The 19,221-nt window shown below is 51.7% G+C and carries 18 protein-coding genes; 6 read left to right on the top strand and 12 right to left on the bottom strand.

The features are described 5' to 3' along the window. Positions 1 to 82: 82 nt before the first annotated feature. A complete protein-coding gene (locus AC3ITF_RS05445) occupies positions 83 to 8,665 on the top strand; it encodes a GH36-type glycosyl hydrolase domain-containing protein (protein ID WP_146717350.1) in 8,583 nt (2,860 codons plus the stop codon). Between the two features lie 19 nt (positions 8,666 to 8,684). Here the strand turns inward: AC3ITF_RS05445 and AC3ITF_RS05450 are convergent, their stop codons facing one another. After that, positions 8,685 to 8,918 carry a hypothetical protein gene (locus tag AC3ITF_RS05450; RefSeq protein WP_004132711.1) on the bottom strand — a complete coding sequence of 78 codons (234 nt, stop codon included), beginning with the start codon at positions 8,916 to 8,918 and terminating at the stop codon, positions 8,685 to 8,687. Positions 8,919 to 9,071: 153 nt separating this feature from the next. Between AC3ITF_RS05450 and AC3ITF_RS05455 the strand changes: the two genes are divergently transcribed. The 5 genes from AC3ITF_RS05455 to AC3ITF_RS05475 all read left to right on the top strand — a co-directional run bounded on the left by AC3ITF_RS05455 (position 9,072) and on the right by AC3ITF_RS05475 (position 12,933). After that, positions 9,072 to 9,248: a YnfU family zinc-binding protein gene (locus AC3ITF_RS05455; RefSeq protein ID WP_213076229.1), complete on the top strand. Its 177-nt coding sequence runs from the start codon at positions 9,072 to 9,074 to the stop codon at positions 9,246 to 9,248. A 79-nt stretch (positions 9,249 to 9,327) separates the two neighbouring features. Then, positions 9,328 to 9,600 carry a hypothetical protein gene (locus AC3ITF_RS05460; protein WP_016247220.1) on the top strand — a complete coding sequence of 91 codons (273 nt, stop codon included), beginning with the start codon at positions 9,328 to 9,330 and terminating at the stop codon, positions 9,598 to 9,600. A 202-nt stretch (positions 9,601 to 9,802) separates the two neighbouring features. Next, on the top strand, positions 9,803 to 10,711 hold the full coding sequence (gene lpxP, locus AC3ITF_RS05465) for a kdo(2)-lipid IV(A) palmitoleoyltransferase (RefSeq protein WP_024274585.1): 909 nt from the start codon (positions 9,803 to 9,805) through the stop codon (positions 10,709 to 10,711). 773 nt (positions 10,712 to 11,484) lie between these two features. Further along, positions 11,485 to 12,474, top strand: a complete 990-nt coding sequence (locus AC3ITF_RS05470; RefSeq protein WP_146717349.1) for a glycosyltransferase — start codon at positions 11,485 to 11,487, stop codon at positions 12,472 to 12,474. A gap of 3 nt (positions 12,475 to 12,477) precedes the next feature. After that, positions 12,478 to 12,933 (top strand): hypothetical protein, encoded by a 456-nt coding sequence (locus AC3ITF_RS05475; protein ID WP_228758155.1) that lies wholly within the window; start codon positions 12,478 to 12,480, stop codon positions 12,931 to 12,933. 76 nt (positions 12,934 to 13,009) lie between these two features. On the opposite strand, the gene AC3ITF_RS05480 is transcribed toward AC3ITF_RS05475, so the two are convergent. From AC3ITF_RS05480 to AC3ITF_RS05530, 11 genes are all read right to left on the bottom strand, one after another. Then, positions 13,010 to 13,384 (bottom strand): TA system toxin CbtA family protein, encoded by a 375-nt coding sequence (locus tag AC3ITF_RS05480; protein WP_146717348.1) that lies wholly within the window; start codon positions 13,382 to 13,384, stop codon positions 13,010 to 13,012. Between the two features lie 49 nt (positions 13,385 to 13,433). Further along, entirely contained in the window at positions 13,434 to 13,793 is a 360-nt protein-coding gene (locus AC3ITF_RS05485) for a type IV toxin-antitoxin system YeeU family antitoxin (protein WP_146717347.1), read from the bottom strand. Between the two features lie 22 nt (positions 13,794 to 13,815). After that, on the bottom strand, positions 13,816 to 14,037 hold the full coding sequence (locus tag AC3ITF_RS05490; protein ID WP_032755299.1) for a DUF987 domain-containing protein: 222 nt from the start codon (positions 14,035 to 14,037) through the stop codon (positions 13,816 to 13,818). A 13-nt stretch (positions 14,038 to 14,050) separates the two neighbouring features. Beyond that, positions 14,051 to 14,533 (bottom strand): RadC family protein, encoded by a 483-nt coding sequence (radC, locus tag AC3ITF_RS05495; RefSeq protein WP_146717346.1) that lies wholly within the window; start codon positions 14,531 to 14,533, stop codon positions 14,051 to 14,053. Continuing rightward, positions 14,530 to 14,763 (bottom strand): hypothetical protein, encoded by a 234-nt coding sequence (locus AC3ITF_RS05500; protein ID WP_111965509.1) that lies wholly within the window; start codon positions 14,761 to 14,763, stop codon positions 14,530 to 14,532. Before AC3ITF_RS05500 ends, radC begins: the two co-directional genes overlap by 4 nt. 10 nt (positions 14,764 to 14,773) lie before the next feature. Beyond that, positions 14,774 to 15,253 carry an antirestriction protein gene (locus tag AC3ITF_RS05505; protein WP_146717345.1) on the bottom strand — a complete coding sequence of 160 codons (480 nt, stop codon included), beginning with the start codon at positions 15,251 to 15,253 and terminating at the stop codon, positions 14,774 to 14,776. A gap of 79 nt (positions 15,254 to 15,332) precedes the next feature. Beyond that, entirely contained in the window at positions 15,333 to 16,154 is an 822-nt protein-coding gene (locus tag AC3ITF_RS05510) for a DUF932 domain-containing protein (RefSeq protein ID WP_146717344.1), read from the bottom strand. Between the two features lie 110 nt (positions 16,155 to 16,264). Then, positions 16,265 to 16,477 carry a hypothetical protein gene (locus AC3ITF_RS05515; protein WP_045892087.1) on the bottom strand — a complete coding sequence of 71 codons (213 nt, stop codon included), beginning with the start codon at positions 16,475 to 16,477 and terminating at the stop codon, positions 16,265 to 16,267. Positions 16,478 to 16,562: 85 nt separating this feature from the next. Continuing rightward, positions 16,563 to 16,922, bottom strand: a complete 360-nt coding sequence (locus tag AC3ITF_RS05520; RefSeq protein WP_146717343.1) for a hypothetical protein — start codon at positions 16,920 to 16,922, stop codon at positions 16,563 to 16,565. A gap of 54 nt (positions 16,923 to 16,976) precedes the next feature. Continuing rightward, entirely contained in the window at positions 16,977 to 17,441 is a 465-nt protein-coding gene (locus AC3ITF_RS05525; protein ID WP_146717342.1) for a hypothetical protein, read from the bottom strand. A 277-nt stretch (positions 17,442 to 17,718) separates the two neighbouring features. Then, positions 17,719 to 18,939 (bottom strand): hypothetical protein, encoded by a 1,221-nt coding sequence (locus AC3ITF_RS05530; RefSeq protein WP_228758116.1) that lies wholly within the window; start codon positions 18,937 to 18,939, stop codon positions 17,719 to 17,721. Positions 18,940 to 19,221 lie beyond the last annotated feature (282 nt).

Raw genomic sequence — 19,221 nt, forward strand, 5'->3', positions numbered from 1 at the left:
GCCTGACGCCCATCCTGAGAGAACGTTTCTGAACTGATTTCGCAACTGCTCCTGCGCGCTAACGTCGCATCAGAGCAATGCTATGAAAATGATCCCCAGAGCGTGGTTTAACCGCTCCCGTATTCTGATTAATGCTGCCGAAAACATAACGTTTTCGGCGAACGATCCTGCCGGTGAAAGCTCGCCGCGGTCAGAACTCTTTTCGACCGTCCAGATGGAACGCTACGGCCAGAAGCTGGCGCGGACTCATAAAGTATCACCGGATAAGCATCCTTATTATCTTCTGAAACGGCTTGGCGACAATGAGGCCGTCATTACCCAAAACTGCTATGAGCTTAACGCGGGTAAAAAGACCAGTATCATGCCCGCCGGTGAATGGCTGCTGGACAATTATTATCTGATTGAAGAACAAATCCGCACTGTCCGCCAGCATCTGCCGAAAAGCTTTGGCAAAGGTCTTCCGTCGCTGGTATCGCCGTTGAATTGCCCACGAATTTATCATGTTGCATCAGAGGCCATTGCTCACGGCGATGGCCGCTGGGATGCCGCCAGCCTGACCAGCTATCTCACTGCCTATCAACAAGTGACGCCGCTGACGCTGGGTGAAGTCTGGGCGTTACCGGGAATGCTGCGCCTTGCGCTGATTGAAAATCTTCGTCGTATCAGTATGGAAGTGATAAAAGCGCAGCAGGACAGAAACCTTGCTGATACGTGGATAACAAGGATTGTCGAATGTGCAGAGAGTGCGCCTGGTGATTTAATCATGGTGGTTGCCGATATGGCGCGCTCCCGACCTCCGTTAACCAGTGCGTTTGTCGCAGAGCTGGTGCGGCGCCTGCAGGGGCATGGCAACGCGCTGTCGTTACCTCTGACCTGGGTTGATCAGTGCCTTCGGGAACAGGGGATCACCACTGATGTTCTCATACATAGTTTCAATCAGCAGCTTGCCGCCAGCCAGCTGTCCGTCAGTAACAGCATCGCGGGCCTGCGTTTATTGAGTGAAACGGACTGGGCTGATTTCGCCGAAACGATAAGCGTTGTCGAACAGGCATTACGCAATGATCCTGCCGGCATCTATCCCCGGATGCATTTCAATACCCGGGATCATTACCGGCACGTAGTTGAGGTTCTGGCCAGAGACAGCGGTCTCAGCGAGCCTGAGGTTGCTGAGAAGGCGCTGGCGTTTTCAGAGGAAAAAGCGCCTGATACACCGGAACATCATGTTGGTTATTATCTTGCGGGCGAAGGTCGACAGGCGCTGGATATTCATCTCCTGGCAGACGCCTCAAGGCTCATACGCTTGCGGCACAGTTTCAACAGAATAACCCTGCTGTCATGGCTTGGAAGCCTGGCGTTGCTGACAACCGCAGCGACCGCAGCAATATTGCACGAAACCGCCATGCAGGGCGCAGACTGGCTATTGATCGCGGTGATATTACCTCTGATTATCGCATTAACTCAGTTAATGAGCGATTTGCTCAGTGATGCAACCACCCGTTTTCGCGTTCCTCGACCCTTGCCGGGGATGGATTTTTCAGCCGGTATTCCCGCTGACAGTGCCACCATGTTAGTCATTCCCTGCATGTTGACCAGCCACGAAAGTTTCAGCCAGCTCCTCACCAGTCTTGAAGTCTGCTGGTTGGGGAATGAAAACGAAAATCTCAGGTTCGCGCTGCTCACTGATTTTGCTGATTCTGAAAATGAACCCTCGCCGGAAAGTCACGCGCTGCTCAGACAGGCTATCGCCGATACGCAGGCGCTTAATCGCCGCTACCCCTCCGGCCGACCACGTTTTTATCTGTTACATCGCCAGCCTGAATGGAACCCCTCGGAAGGCGCGTGGATGGGCTATGAACGCAAGCGGGGAAAACTGGCGTTACTGAACAGCTGGTTGCGCCATCCCGGAACGCAATTCGTCAGCGTTGCAGAGATGCCTGCCCACCTTTTACCGGGTCACATAAAATACGTCATTACCCTGGACAGCGATACGGTGCTCCCGCGCGATACGGCACACAAACTCGTCGCGACGATGGCGCATCCGCTGAATACGCCTGAGTATGATCCGGTACGCCAGAGGGTTGTCAAAGGATTCGGTATTTTACAGCCCGGTCTTGCGGAGGAGATACCACGCAACGGTCAGGGGCGTTACGCAGCCCTGCGCAGCAGCGTACCGGGCAATAACCCTTATTCGATGATGTCTTCGGATATTTATCAGGATCTCTTTGGGGAAGGCTCGTTTGTGGGCAAAGGGATTTACGATGTTGATATTTTTATGCAGGCCACTACGAACATCTGCCCGGAAAATCTGGTACTCAGCCACGATCTGCTTGAAGGATGCTATGCACGTTCGGGTCTGCTGAGCGAGGTGTTACTGTACGAACAGTACCCTAATAATTATCTGTCGGATGTTGCACGACGTTCACGCTGGATCCGGGGTGACTGGCAACTGCTTAACTGGCTAAAACCACGCGTCAGAAAAGCCGATGGAACCCGGGTCAGGAATCCGCTGACCGCGCTTTCTTACTGGAAATTACTCGATAATCTACGTCGCAGTCTGGTCGCCCCCTCCTTACTGATATTGCTGTTCTTCACTCTGCTTTGGGTACCCAATCCGGTTTACTGGCTGGGCATACTGTTGCTGATATGGTTGTTGCCAGCCATCCTCTGCATTAGCCACGACCTTCTGCATAAACCTCTGCGTCGCCGCGTGAAGCCGCATCTGTTACTGGTGGGGGCGGGCGTGCTAAAGCGTCTGTCAGGTATCAGCCTTAATTTTGCGATACTGCCGCACGAAGCCGGATATTCGCTGAAAGCGATCGCCGTGACGCTATGGCGACTGGGGATAAGCAGGCGTCACCTCAGCCAGTGGGTCAGCCACAGCCAGGACAGCAGTCAGGCCAGACCCACTGTTGCACGTTTTTATCAGGCGATGTGGCTGAACGCTGCCGGTGGCGTGGCGCTGACAATACTGACCGGACAATTTGCCCCACAGCTGCTGGGGATTGCGTTACCGATCGGTTTGGTATGGTGTGTGGCACCGCTGCTGATGAGCTGGCTGAGTCGCCAGCCCGTGCGAAAGGTTTTTTCGCCTAATCAGGAACAAAAACAGCTGTTACGCCAGACAAGCCGTGAAATCTGGGCTTTTTTTGAAACATTTGCCACAGCAAAAGAGAACTGGCTTCCGCCTGATAATTATCAGGAAATACCACAACCGACGGTGGCACACCGAACTTCTCCTACCAATATTGGTCTTTCACTTATGGCTAACCTGACGGCATGGGACTTTGGCTACCTGCCTGGCGGAGAGGTGCTCCGGCGCGTGTCGCTCACGCTCGACACGATGGATAAAATGGAGCACTACCGGGGCCATCTCTACAACTGGTATGACACCCGTACGCTGGTCCCCCTCAGTCCACGCTATATCTCCAGCGTCGACAGCGGCAATATGGCCGGGCATTTATTGACCCTGCGTGCAGGCCTGTCCGCCATGCGTCATCAGCCTGTTTTAAGCAACCAACAGATACTGGCAGGACTGAACGATACGCTGGATATTCTGGAAAAACAGTGGGGTAAGAACCCACCTGACAGCCTGAGACTGCTGCGCAAGCATTGCCTGAACGCGGTGTCGCTCTCTCCGCAGGCGCTTTTCAGCGAACTGAAAAGCATGCGCACCCAGTGCAACCATCTGACCAGCGCATGTCATCAGGGATCTCCTCTTCAGATGCGCTGGGCTGGACATCTGGAGCATCAACTGGTTCAGCTTTGCCATGAGTGGTCTCTGTTGCTTGGCTGGTTGCCTGCATCCTGGAATGAACAGATGCTGCCGACGCTGAGCGAGCTTGCCCGTCCGACATTAACCGGTACAGGAACGCCTCCGGCGTCAGTGGCGGAGCAGGCCCGAATGCGACTCAATATTATCACCGAGCTGGAACAGCGGCTGGATGAGCATGCCCGGATGGATTTCGCCTTTCTGTACAGTGAAGCAACCAGTCTGCTCAGCGTCGGTTATAACTGTGACACCAATATGCCTGACAAGAGCCACTACGATCTCCTGCCGTCTGAAATCCGCCTGACCAGTTTTCTTGCCATTGCGACTAATCAGCTGCCTCTTAAAAGCTGGTACGCGCTGGGTCGATTGTTTACCACGATTGATAATGAAACTGCCCTGATGTCATGGAGCGGATCCATGTTTGAATATCTGATGCCGAATCTGGTGATGCCCACCTGGCCCGGCAGCCTGCTCGATGAAATGAGTCAGTCGGCGGTTATGCGCCAGATTCACTGGGGGAAAGAACGCGGGGTACCATGGGGTGTTTCAGAGTCTGGCTATCATGCTTTTGATGTTCAGCATAATTATCAGTATCAGGCATTTGGCGTACCGGGGCTCGGTCTACGCAGGGGACTTGCCGATGACATGGTTGTCGCTCCTTACGCCACGCTGCTGGCGCTGATGGTTTCCCCGCAGAAAGCCTGTGAGAACCTGTTCAGGCTGCAAAAAAATGGTGCATGCGGAGAATACGGTTTTTATGAAGCGCTGGACTATACCCCCTCACGTCTTGCAACCGGTCAGCTCTATGCGGTGGTACAGTCCTGGATGGCGCATCACCAGGGTATGGCATTTCAGGCGCTGGCTCATGTGCTGCTTGATGCCCCCATGACTGAACGCTTTATGTCCAGTACGGTATTCCGGTCAGCGAGTCTGCTGTTACAGGAGCGCGTGCCGGATGCGGTCGATCTGTACAGTCCGCGCCGTCATTTTGAATCTCATGAGGGCATGGTCAAACCCGTTCGCTATGAACCCCGTATTTTCTATAGCGTGGATACCCCCGCCCCGGATATTCAACTCCTGTCCAACGGCCATTATCATCTGATGTTGACCGCGGGCGGCGGCGGTTACAGTCGCTGGAATGATATTGCACTAACGCGCTGGCGCAGTGATACCACCCGTGATAACTGGGGAGCATTCTGCTACATCCGCGATATCCAGACGGGAGATGTGTGGAGCAATACCTGGCAACCAACAGGCTACACCAGCGGACAAGACGAGGAAGTGTTGTTCACCGATGCGGGGGCAGAATTCAGACGCAGCTTAGGGGGACTCAGCGTCAAAACTCAGGTGGTGATCTCTCCGGAGGATGATGTTGAATTGCGACGGCTCACACTGATTCATCGTGGTCGCAAGCCTCGCTCTCTGGAGCTGACAACCTATGCTGAAGTGGTACTGGCACCTGATGCCAGCGATCTGGCACACCCGGCATTCAGCAATTTGTTTATTCAGACTGAGCTGGCTCCTGAGCGTGACGCTATTCTTTGCCACCGGCGCCCGCGCTCACCGGATGAACCGGGCCCTTGCCTGTTTCACATGATGGTGGTGCACGGCGATAACCGACATAACGTGTCGTTTGAAACGGACAGGGCAAGGTTTATTGGACGTGGCAGAAACCCTGCGAATGCACAGGCAATAGAGACGGGAGGGATGCTAGGCAACACGTCGGGCTCGGTGCTGGATCCGATACTGGCAATTCGCAACGCCATTATTCTGCAGCCGGGGCAGCCGGTTACGATTGATATCATTTATGGCATCAGCGAGACCCGTCAGCAGAGCCTGGCGTTGCTGGAGAAATATCGCGATTACCCTATCGCCGATCGCGTCTTTGAACTGGCCTGGTCTCACAGTCTGGTGGTATTGCGCCAGATGAACGCCAGTGAAGATGATGCCACGTTGTTCAATAGTCTCGCCAGCGCTGTGCTTTACCCTGTCCAGGAGCTGCGCGCCGAAGGCCAGGCGATCGGCCGCAACCGGCGTGGCCAGTCCGGACTGTGGGGCTGGGCAATTTCAGGGGATCTGCCGATAGTGCTGCTGACTATAACCAGCGAGGAAAGTATCACCTCAGTGACCACACTGATTCAGGCACACCGTTACTGGAGACAGAAAGGGCTGGATGTTGATTTAGTTATCCTGAATAACAGCCCCGGCGGCTACCAGCAGGGATTACAAAATCAGATTATGGAGTTAATTTATGCCGGGTCTGAAGCCAGTCTGCTGGATAAAAAGGGCGGGCTTTTTGTCCGCAACGGTGAGCATCTCTCCGCTGAGGATAAGTTGCTTTTGATGAGCGTGGCCTGTCTTTATCTTGATGACCGCGCAGGGGGTATTAATGAGCAGCTTAACCAGCGTATTCATACCCTGAAATCGCCGGCAAGGGCATTCATTCCGCGTGCTGTGCGCGAGCGTAATCAACATACGGACTGGAGCCCTGATACCAGTCAGTTATGCCATTTCAATGGGTACGGTGGATTTTCTCAGGATGGGCGGGAGTATCAGATCGTCCTTCGGGAAAATGCGCTTACACCGGCTCCCTGGTCGAACATACTGGCAAATTCTCGTTTTGGCAGTGTGATCTCAGAGGCAGGGCAGGCCTATACCTGGTATGAGAATGCCCATGAATACCGGTTGACGCCGTGGGAGAACGATCCGGTGAGCGATCGCAGCGGCGAGGCATTTTACCTGCGCGATGAAGAGAGCGGGGAGTGCTGGTCGCCGACGGCTTTACCTGTTCGCGGACACGGTGATTACCTGACCCGCCATGGTTTTGGCTACAGCGTTTTTGCCCATCGTGAGAGTGGTATAGACAGCGAGTTGACGGTCCTGGTTGCTGAAGAAGATCCGGTTAAACTGGTGCTCCTGACGCTCAGTAACTCTTCGGGACGGACACGTCAACTTTCCGTCACAGGCTATGTAGAGTGGACGCTCGGAGAAACACGAACGCGCTCAGCCCCTCACATTGTGACACATGTGGCCAGAACGCCCGGCGGCTGCGGGATACTTGCGAATAACTTTTATGGTGATAATGGTGGCGGCCGAACTACATTTTTTGCCGTCAGCGGTAATGACTGTTCTCTGACAGGGGACCGCCGGGAGTTTATTGGCCGTAATGGTTCCCTTCACGCCCCTTCGGCTATGAAACTGCAAAAGCTTTCTGGTAAGACGGGGGCCGGTCTGGATCCCTGCGGAGCGGTGCAATCGGCGGTTACATTAATTGACGGGGACCAGAGGACGTTTATTTTTATCCTCGGCGCAGAGGAGAATGATGTCTGTGCTCAGGAGACGCTGGCCCGCTACATGAACGAGGATACGGTCCGCCAGGAGCTGAACCGGATTCATAATCACTGGCACAATGTTCTCGATAAAATCGTAGTTAACACCCCCGACACGTCCGTAAATTTACTGGTTAATGGCTGGCTGTTGTATCAGACGGTCGCCTGCCGTCTTATGGCCCGGAGTGGCTACTATCAGTCTGGCGGTGCATTTGGTTTTCGCGATCAGCTGCAGGATACGCTGGCTCTGAGCCACGCTGCTCCGGACCGGATGCGTGAACAGATAATACTCTGTGCATCACGGCAGTTTATCGAGGGGGATGTGCAGCACTGGTGGCACCCGCCACACGGCAACGGTGTGCGTACCCGCTGTTCCGATGACTATCTTTGGCTGCCGCTTGCTGTTTGCCACTATGTTGAAACGACGGGGGATATGGATGCACTGGAAATACGCATTCCTTATCTGGAGGGACGCTCGCTTCAGCCTGGTGAAGAGTCTGTCTATGACACGCCGGTCATCAGCGGCACCGAAGAGACACTCTGGTTACACTGCGTCAAAGCTATTCACTATGGACTTCGCTTCGGGGAGCATGGCCTGCCGCTGATGGGGGCTGGTGACTGGAATGACGGGATGAACCGGGTGGGTATCGAAGGCAAAGGTGAAAGCGTCTGGCTGGGCTTCTTCCTGTACGACATTTTGCAGCGGTTTGCAGCGCTGGCGGAGCGCAGGCTGGATGAAAGCGTCGCCGCGATGTGCCGTTCACAGGCTCTGCGCCTGCAAAGTAATCTCGAAGCCCACGCCTGGGATGGGGAATGGTACCGGCGCGGGTATTTTGACGATGGTACTCCCCTGGGATCGAAAACCTCACAGGACTGCCGGATTGATGCGATTGCGCAGAGCTGGTCTGTATTGTCCGGCGCCGCGAGCCCGGGACGGTGCGCAAAGGCCATGCAGGCGCTGGATAAGCACCTTGTGGATAACGAAGGAGGGCTGATCAAACTGTTAACGCCTCCTTTCGACGGACACGGTCCAAATCCGGGCTACATACAGGGGTACCTGCCCGGCGTGCGGGAAAACGGAGGGCAGTATACGCATGGCGCCATCTGGGCAGTGATGGCCTTTGCCCGAATGGGGAATGCCGGACGAGCCTGGCAACTCTGGTCAATGCTCAACCCTATAAATCATACCCTGAATGCGGACTCTGTCGGGATTTATAAAGCTGAGCCTTATGTCATGAGTGCTGATGTCTACAGCGTCGCTCCCCATACCGGACGTGCAGGGTGGAGCTGGTATACCGGTTCCGCAGGCTGGGCCTGGCGTTTACTTACCGAGGAATTACTGGGGATAAAACGTTCCGGCACTGACTTTAGTGTTCATGCCAGGTTACCGGATGAGTGGTCGTCTTTTTCTATGGCATATCAATATGGTGAAAGCCATTATCAGATTAGTGTTTCACGCGGCGATGCAGAATATTGCGTGACGCTGGATGGTGTTCTCCTCCCTGATGACAGAATACCGCTGAAGGATGATGGACAAAACCATACGGTTGAGATCATTCAGAACTGACACTGATCCCGGAGGTGCATTAACGTCTGCCGTTAATGCGCTGATTATCCCTGAGAACATCAATCGCAGTCTGCATGGCGATTTTGTCATCCCGCCTTTTTTGTTTGTCCTGCATGACCTGAAGGTATTCCAGCAAGGTGCGGGTATTAATCGGTCGGCCCTGTTTACCCACAGCCAGCACGGCTTCGCCAAGAATAATTTTCACAGGCGGTAGTTGTGCCGGATACCAGTCAAGGGTGTCTTCTGATTTCATCTTAAATTTCTCACGGAAGGGTAGTGTATCATAAATAAGACGTTCAATTTTCAATATCTGATATCCTGATTCAGACACAACTTAACATAACTTATGCCAGTTATTTTTATATTAAAGCGTATAATAATTACTGTATTCCTCAGAGAATTATTTATGTCTTATACAAATGGGCTCAGGTATTTTAAAGAAAGACCGGTTCATGTTGCCTGCCCGGTATGTGCACACAGAGCCGATCAGAAAGCAGGTAAACTAAGAAAAGATGCGGTTCTTGAGTGCCCTGCCTGCGGACTGTTGTTCAGACCTTCAGAATGCTGGTGTATCGGCGGCTGATCAGCTTCTGCCACTTAACGTCAGTGATGTCGGAAAATGACAACATTCCTCCTGTACTGCTGTTGTCGAGGGTATGATAATGAAATCTAAAAAATCTGTTTTTATTGAAGGGCATATCATGTCGAACAGCTGTCACGGACAGCCTGGCCAACCTTTCTGTATTCACCGGGTCAGGTTTAGTAATGGTAAATATGCGATTATTCGGGTGGCATCCGGGATATGTTTCAAACCAGGCGAAATTATTCAACGAAACGATTGTGAGTGGTTTTATAAACTTACCAAAATTCGGCTTCTTTCTTTTGAGTACCTTGATGATGATGAATCAAGAAGACAATTCCTTGAGTATCAATGATAAAACCATGGATTTATAACAGAATAAATTTTCTGGCTTACAATTCACCCCTGGCTCTTTAAATTATTCTCCAGTCATTGGAAAATATTTTTTCCTGAATTTAGATGAATTTAAATTATCTAAAACAAAATGTATCGCTAAAGACGAATTGCCTCATTGTTTTCCTTTTGCGTTATAACCTTCATTAGCATTAAGGAAATTTATGGCACAGACTTTTACTCATAATTTACTTCATCCTCGCCACTGGCTTACCTGGTCTGGTTTGGGTCTGCTGTGGCTTCTCGTTCAACTTCCTTACCCGATTTTACATATTCTGGGCTCTGGCCTTGGAAAAATTTCCAGACCCTTTCTGAAACGCCGGGAACGGATTGCGATTAGAAATATCGAACTGTGCTTTCCCGAGATGACACCGTTTGCCCGGAGCCAGATGGTCAATAAAAACTTTGTTTCTCTCGGGCTGGGACTGATGGAAACAGGAATGGCCTGGTTCTGGAGCGATGCGAGAGTCAAAAAATGGTTTGATGTCGAAGGGCTTGAAAACCTGACCGGTGCGACAAGAGGAGTAATGGTCGTCGGGATTCATTTTATGTCCCTTGAGTTGTGTGGAAGAGTAATGGGGTTATGCCATCCTATGATGGCAACGTATCGCCCACACAATGATCCATTAATGGAATGGGTACAGACAAAAGGGCGTATGCGTTCAAATAAGGCTATGATTAATCGACGTAATTTATCAGGTTTTGTTCATGCGCTAAAAGCAGGTGAAGCCGTTTGGTTTGCACCAGACCAGGATTATGGGTCTAAAGGAAGCGTTTTTGCACCTTTTTTCTCGGTAAAAAAAGCAGCCACGACGAACGGAACGTATGCTCTGTCAAAACTCGCTGGTGCACACTTGATCACACTTAGCATGATTCGACGTAGCGATAAAAAAGGTTATCACATGTATATCAGCAATCCGTTGTCAGGCTATCCAGGGGAAGACAAGATCGCCGCAGCGGCTTATATGAACAAGATCATCGAGCGTGAAATTCTCCGTGCTCCTGAGCAATACCTGTGGATGCATCGCAGGTTCAAAACGCGTCCTGAAGGCGAAGTCTCTTTATACAAATGAACAACTCTTCTTGTCATGAGCCAGAATCTATCTTTCTTGCCACTGCGTATTTGTAAAAAATGGGACAGGGGATTATTCGATCGGCTTCATGTTAACGATGGCGTAACTGACAACCAAGGTTAATCAATTGAACCTGCTCGGATTTGAAGGTCCGCTTCTCGCTTATAGCTGCCATTCAAAGCGATAATAATTTTTGTATATTTTCTCTTCCACATGATGTCAGTTATCGGGAATGGTTTGACTATCCAGCAGGCATAGCATCCTTTACAGCTCGACAAACCGAACGCTCCGATAGGGTATGCAGGCACACGGATGGCGTGTAAAGCAGAGTGAAAAAGATGATCGATTAAACCGATCGATTTTATAAAATTGATCTGCAAAATGAATTATCCGGCACGCTAGTGCCTGTGCTAAATTCCCAACAATTCATTTAACGTATTGTTTATTAATTTATTTCCTGTCTTCTGGTGGGCGCCCTTCTTTTGTCCTGCGGGCACGGCATGGGAATGCGACAGCAGGTGATGGAATGAAAAGATGTGCCAGATGTAACAAGAAAAGAAGCATTCTGGACCGGATATTCGGGCTTGATAAAGAATTTTGCGATGGCTGTCTGATGGTGGTTAACCAGCAAATCAGAGAAAAACGAGTGGTATCCACACCTGTACAAAAATCACCTGAACGCTCTTCCTGATAATGTTTCTTACCCGGCAGGTTATTGCCCCTGATGGGGTGACAACTCTGAACCTTCCCTCTGTTTACATTCCCTTAGTGCAATGAAAATCAACATCGATATCAGCGTCATCATTCCTGCCTTCAATGCGGCTGACAGCATCGGGGTTCTGGTCCATACACTGCTTTGCGAAACAACGCTCAGTACTGAAATCATTGTTGTGGATGATGGCTCAACCGACGAAACATGGACGGTACTCAGCGCCATTACAGATGAACGACTTATTCTCATTCGTCAGGAAAATCAGGGGGTGTATGCTGCCCGTAATGCAGCACTGGCGATTCACCGTGGCGAATGGGTGGTGTTCCTGGATGCGGATGACCGGGTTGCGGCAGATTTTCTGCAGGAGCGGCTGCGCACAGCCCGCGAAGCACTGGCCGATGTCGTCCTTTTCAATGCCCGGCATACAGACAGCGGCGGACATCTGCGGCATACCGTTCACCGCAGACAGTCTTATGGTCAGACGCTGACGGGTCAGCAGTGGATACGCCATTGCGTCAGGCAGAGGGAATGGCCGCATTATCTGTGGCTGCAGATAATCCGTTCATCGTACATTCGCGAGCATGACCTGAGATTCCAGGAAGGGAAAAGCCACAAGGACATTCTCTGGACGATACAGCTTGCCGCCGCAGATGGCCGGTTTTATTTCTCTGACAGACAGGATTACCTGTGGGCGAATAACCCGGCGTCAATTACCCACCGCCCGGATTATTACGATATCCGCGCGTTCAGCTATAGCGACGTGATTGCAGATATTCTGACACTCAGTACACAGACGCAGTACCGGTCTGTCAGACGAGCGCTGGTCAGGCATGCACTGGTGGAAAGCCGCCATTTTCTGGGCCTGTACCGGCGCAGGGTGAATGACAGGCAGGCGGTCCGGGCGCGTTTTCGTGCGCGGATAGCCTTTCGCCATCTGGTACCCGGCGTGAGCAACCTGAGCGATGTCTTTTTCCTCCTGAAGCTGGCCCGCAATATTTATCTGCCTGGTGTCCGCAATACTCCCGCAGCCGTTTCGCAGACGCGACGTTAACCCATGAATATCTCAACGCTTCTGGCACGGTCATGGCAAACTGCGACAACAGGTGATGGCTCTATTCGCTCTGCCAGGGATATCGCCGAACACTGGTATGACAAAGGCGGTGACCTCACCCGACGGACCCGGCGATTTATGCTGCGGGAATGCCTGTGGATAGCCGCACATTACCGGGACACCGAAGCGGTACTCACCCGACAGTTCCGGCTTCTGGCCGTGTTACTGTATCTGGGCGGTTATTTCCCGAAAGGGAATGCCGGTGGCATTCTCCCGGAGAAATGTTTCATTTTACTGAACGCCCCGGAATTAAGCCCCTTCCTGACAGACGATACGGCCCCCGATGTTCTCGCCGCATCCTGCCGTACCCTCTTCTACTGCAGACAGATATCTCCGTTAAGGTGTTACCGCCATACGCGCTGTCTGAGCGAACATCTGTATCAGCTGATGGAGATCTGATAAAAGCGCCAGTCGTTGTACTGGCGCCTGAGGGACTGATCGTTGACGGCGCCGTCAACGATCAGGGCTAACGTCATTATTTCCCTCCGCTGAATTTGCCACCAGTGATGTCAGTAACGGTTTTATATCCCTTGCGGGTCATCAGCCCGGTAGCCTTCCGGGCGCGGAGCATATCAATGCTGCCGATAAACGGAGACTGCTCTTTCACGCTGAAGCCGTGACGGTCAGTACGCACCAGGTCGTACTTTTCCACGATAAAATTCACCGCGTCACACAGTGAGATTCCCGCATCAATGTGCTTCTGGATCACTTCGTCGTTGCCAAACGGTGTGTCGTTCAGCATCAGACCGTAGTGTTGTTTCAGCAGATACTTCAGTAATTTTCGCCAGATTTCGACTGACGACGGACGTGACGATGCCGCCCTTTGAAGGGACTGGGAATGTATTTGCATGGTTTGCGCTCTTTGTTGGCTAGTTTGACTAAGGAAAAGCGTCCGGGGTTTATTCGGTTGTTGCAGACGACGGATAAATTACGATGTACAAATAACCGCAGGAGCCGAGTGTATCGGCCTCACATATCAGCCCTTTTACGTGGAGCGTGATGCAGCGCTGAATGCGGGGCGTGAGTTCGCTGCTGGCCAGCATAAGCTCCATCTGCTTCATCAGTACCGGAAATACCTGGTCCAGATGGCGTAAATCTGCGTCATTAAATGTCCCGGCAATGCTGGCGCGGTCAGCAAGGTAATGCAGGTGGTTACCTTCCTGTACCAGCCGTGCACCAAAACACGGCGTGATGTTGCGTCTGAGGCCCCACCAGGGTTCCGTGATGTTATGGTTGATTACACGTGTTGCTTTCTGCATGTAAGTACTCCTTAACGGTAAGTCAGTTCAGGATGACGCTGCGCAGGATCACATACGGACCATTGCGGTCCTGTCGGCGTTCAGCAAACACGGCCAGCACACCCCGGATATCCTGCACTTCCCTGCCGTGGTAATGGCAGATACTGCCGGACCACTTATATTTCCCGGTACAGAAACGAAACAGCCGGGACTCAGAATGCTGGCGGTATATCGCCATTGCCTGACGTTTGCTGATGATTTTCATCGTAATTCTCTCCCTAAAGCCAGCCACGCTCGGCAAACGAGACGATGTCCATGCCTCCCACGACCAGGTGGTCCAGCAGGCAGATATCCACGAGTTTAAGTGCCTGTTTCAGATGGTCAGTGAGCAGTCGGTCGGCATGGCCGGGTTCCGCATAACCTGAAGGATGATTGTGTGAAAGTACGATGGCAGCCGCATTGTGTTTCAGTGCTGCCTTTATCACTTCACGGGGATGTACCTGCGTATGGTTGATGGTGCCAGTAAAGAGCGTTTCATGAGCAATAAGCCGATGCTGGTTATCAAGGAAGAGCACCATGAAGACTTCACGCTCCAGCGTGGCGAGCTGCAGACGGAGCCAGTCGCGGACCGACTGGCTGGAGGTGAATGCCTCGCCGGGTTCGCGTAACTGGCGTTCCAGTAAGGTCAGTGCGCGTCTGATGGAACGCTGTGCTGCGGGAGATATTCCCCCGCGATCAGGGGAACAAGTGGTGGCATTCATTTGCTTTTCCTGTCTGTTGACGTGTCGGGAGGGGATGTGTTGTACAGTTTCACGGCAACGACGAACCCGTCGTGCAGGGATTCAAACCATGACCAGATATGGAAGAGAGGGGTACCCGTCGGGAAATGCAGGAAGGGGTCGTCGGTCACAACGTCACCGTCCTCATCCCTGACCGTTGTTTTCCCCAGCGCATCCCACAGGGCATTCAGGTGAGACAGTTCATACGGCATGGCAGGACGCTCAGTCGATAATGCGCATGATGGCGCTGCATTCTGCGTGGTTCAGCGCATAGTCACGCAGACGCCAGTAATGTTCCGTCATGGCGTCGCATTCCGTGCGGCAAGCGTGATGACTGTAAGCGACAAGACAGACTGCAATCCCGGCGGCTTCGGCGCTCATGTCTGCGGCGTTGCCATTCATAGTGTTGAACAGCGACCAGAAGGCATCGTTGTCCGTTTCCGGAACCATGAAGGCCCCGCCGTTGCTGAGAGAATAAAAACTCCAGATACCGCCGCTGTAGTCAGCACAGAACCGGTCCATCCACGCAAAGACCTGCGGTTCAAGGGTTATCCACTGTGGAATGTTGCCAAAGTGCTGCGGCCAGAATTCCACACGCTGTTCGTCCAGCACAGGCGTGGCAGCCAGAGCAGGTGCAGAACCGTTATCGCCAGCCTGGTGAGGTATCTGATTGTTATCGTAGACATTAATAATATCGGTCATGTTAATTTTTCCTTATGCATGTAGATGTCGAATGGAGGTCTCGGGCCGGGGATTGATTTCGGTGGCGGGGCGCGGGTGATTACCTGTCCAACAGGTTCAGCATGTTCTCCGCCATCACCCAGAGCGCACGGTTTAACTTAACGTCGCCATCAATCCCGTTTACTGGGCGGGTGTGGGTACGTTTCCCCTGCGCGGTACGGCCACTTAGTCCGCCTTTCAGCAGATTTTCCTGGATGCGCTGGTAAGTGGTCCACAGGTCATCGCTCTCGTCCTGCCAGCGGCGAGGTGCAAGAATTTGCGATTCAGTCACTGGCTGGTACTCTTCCCCAAAACGATATGTGAGCGCCGCTTTAGCCAGTGCATGTTGTGCGGGTGACGGGAGTTGCACGGACTGCATGGCGTCACGTTTCTCTTCCACCCGCTCAAAGACGCTGAGAACCTCATAGGCCCCCTCAATCACCTTCCCGACAACGTCGCCCCTGTGTGGCACGCGGATCTCGCCAAACGACTGTCCGCAAACGAGCGAATTGGTGCAGACGCTTCGGAATATCCCCGGCAGCAACTGAAAACTTGATGCGCCATCGTGCGAATTCAGAATGATGATTTCCGGTACCTGCTGACCGTTTATCTGACCGGCACGACGCAGGCGCAGCATATGCTTTGTATGTTCCCGTCGGCTCTGGTCGCGCACTCGTGACTGACAGGCAAAGAATGGCTGGAACCCTTCACGTTTAAGGTTCTCCAGCAGGGTAATGGTGGGTATGTAGGTGTACTTTTCGCTTCTGGAGTCGTGCTTGTCTTCCCCGAAGACGCTGGGGACATGCTGCATCAGTTCTTCGCGGGTTAAGGGGCGGTCGCGGCGAATCTGGTTCACCCGACCAAAACGGCTGGCTAATCGCATAGTTGATTCCTCATCTGATTAATCTGAAGGCATAAAAGCAAAAGCCCCTGCTCCGTGAGGAGGCAGGGGCAGATATGTTGTTCACTGTGGGAGGGCTATGGCGGGCAGGACTACAGCGTATCCAGAATCTTCAGTATCTGCGCCATCAGGGCGGTGATAAGTGCAGTGACCAGCAACGTGACTGCTTCCCGGGCTGTATCAATACTGTTGTCATCGTAGCCTGCCTGACGCAGGCGAATTTCAATAAACTGCCGGGCCTGATGCCCGCCGCACCAGGTCAGTGCCTGGCTCAGGGCCGTCACCAGCATTTTCAGAAAGATCATAGGGTTTGCTCTGGACTGCGCAGCGGCAGCCCGTTGGTCATGTGGCATTTTTTAGGTTGAGAAACGTTAATCAGGGGCGGGGGACTCAGTGGTAAGTGTAACGCCATCCCCCCTTATCAGTAGTGACGACGACTTCTGAAGCCACGCAGTTATTATAAAAACTCACGCTGACGGACTGCCCGTAACGCAGGGTGGCAGGCAAAATAGTTTCTTTATTGCTGGAGTACAGATATTTCTGGTTGGCAATGCGACAGTTTCCCCGGTTCACGTCAATATTTTCGACTTTCACGGTGTTATCCAGTGCAGTGACCACGACCGTGACGTAGCGTGTTCCGGCAGGGTGAACCTGGTTACTGGTTTCCACTTTAACGGGTGAGGTTGGCTCTGCCAGCGCCAGGGCTGACAGAACAAGTAGTGCGGGTACCAGCATGTGTTTAAATTTCATAATCTGTTCCTTTTATAAATCACGTAATCAGCAGACGTTAAATTCAGATACAGGCTAGAGTGCATCTTTACCCACACAGCCGTGTGTCCCGAATGCCGGTAGTACCTTAGCCGCCCCGGCCAGCGTGAAAGTGGCAGGCTTAGCACCGTCTCCTGTCACTGAGACCTGTTTGCCATTACGTAACTGATCCCAGGCCCGCGCCAGGTTATTACCGCCCACGCGACTGCCAGATTCGCTGATATCAATAAGTGCTCCACCGTCGATACTGACCTGAAGGCTTTTATCTTCATCCATACTGACCTGATGCCCGCTGGCGTCAGTAAATATGACCGTGGCCGGTTGCGAGCCATAATCCTCACAGCTCAGAGACAGTTGTGACTGACCTTCCCCGTTGATAACAAACTCTGATACTCCCTGCCCCCATCCACGGGTCCAGGTGGTTTGATTACCGAAGGCCATTGCCACTGCCGGTACCAGCGCACAGGTCAGTAATAAAGGGTGAATCATTTTTCTGTTCATTTTTGTGCACCTCTGGTTTTCGTAAAACTCTACCCGGAAAGGGTATCTGCATGTTTTTTAGTAGAAGACAGACAGTCATAAGCATCCCGTTGGGATTTTATAGCTGCAAAAAAGAAGGGGATAACGATGAAATTCGATCGAACCGATCGACAAAATTGATCGTGGTTCAGTAAATATATTTACCGTAAACCTCGCCCGAGTTTATCGATGGTCCGGTTTCACTTCGGAAGGGTGATATATATCTGAGATTTTATTGAACACAGGCTGAGGAAATGCATCACTGAGGCGGTATGGCGCAGACACCGTCCTCTGTGACAGGAGGAACACTAAAAAAGCGGTTATAGAAGAGATTACAGGCTCTGTGGTCGCTGGTGTCAATGTGAAAATATTTTGCCATGTACTGGCTGAGTATATGCTGAAATTCGTCGTAGATTTGTTGAGACCCCCGCTTGTGCTTCACCCTGATTTCATCGACTAAACGATAACATTGCTCCAGCAGGTGGTCGGCGTCGCCGTTCAGCAACGCATGAAACGCGGCAACGGCAAATAATTCATTCGCAGGCCCGGCATTAAGCCAGACGCTGACTTCGGTACAAACCAGCGTTTCCCATAGTGACATCAAATTCAGGCGTAAGGCTTCCTCTTTTAACAGACGGGTTAGTGGAGGGAATGCGTAAATATCAGTGTCAAATAGCCTGCGTGACAGACTTAAATCAGCAAAGGCAAGATGCTTAACTCCGTACAATGCTTCCTGTACAGCATCTGAACCGTATTTATCCGTTAACGCTTTCAGTAAGGTCGATTTAACCGGTTGAGGTGTTTCCATTGCTTTTATGCCACTCAGCACTCCTGACTGACAGCAGGGGATAAAATCCTTCATCATCCGGTTTATAGCAGCAGGTGCGATGATAATGTTTCTGGCGATATTTGCACCGCCCTTAGAGTTAGGGTAAATGTGGCATAGCTCAAGATCCAGCCAGGGGATTAACCTTTTTGTCGTATCAGCAACTCTGTGCCCGTTCAGCATATTATACGTTTTTTGGTGGACAGCTTTGCGCTGATATAACCGAATGAGGTCTGCAATATCCGTCGGACCGGTGATACTCCCCAGTCCAAGGGAATTATTTTTTAGCATAGCTTCCAGATTGAGCCAGTAAGAGTGCTTAACCAGTCTTATAATAGCATCGTCATCGATTAACCTCCGGGCTTTATCCCGATGTTCCTTACAACAATAAAACTGATTGCGGGTTTCAGATATACTGATACCACAGGCGGGATACTGGCATATTAATGCTGCTCTTTCCGTTCGTCTGGCTGCATTTAACTGTCTGCCCTGATAATGTACCGGGCATAGCCGTAATATCCGTTCGGCGGGTGAATGGCCGATCTGTGCCATGCAGTTATTTCTTTTACATACGGCCATAATTAAACTCTTATTTAATGTGATAATGTCTTTGCTTTTGTTGTTAATAACAATGATGCTATTTTTATATGTCATTAAATATATTTATTAATCAACATTAATTAAATGTTAATGTATTTGTCTCAAATGAGTAAGAAATACACTAGCAAAACACATTGTGTGAAATTACATGTTTTGATGGCTGTTAATGGTTCATATCCACAGAGCTTTCCACCAGTCGTCATTATCTGTTTTTTAGCACTGTATTCTGAGAAAACCCCGCGCGGATTGCGACCAGTCGCGACTGGCGCGGGGTTTTTGCCTCTGTGGCTGTTTTTCCAAGACGTTTAACCGGTTTACGCTCTGGCCATTCGGGTC

Source organism: Citrobacter sp. KH_055_1, assembly GCF_057838705.1.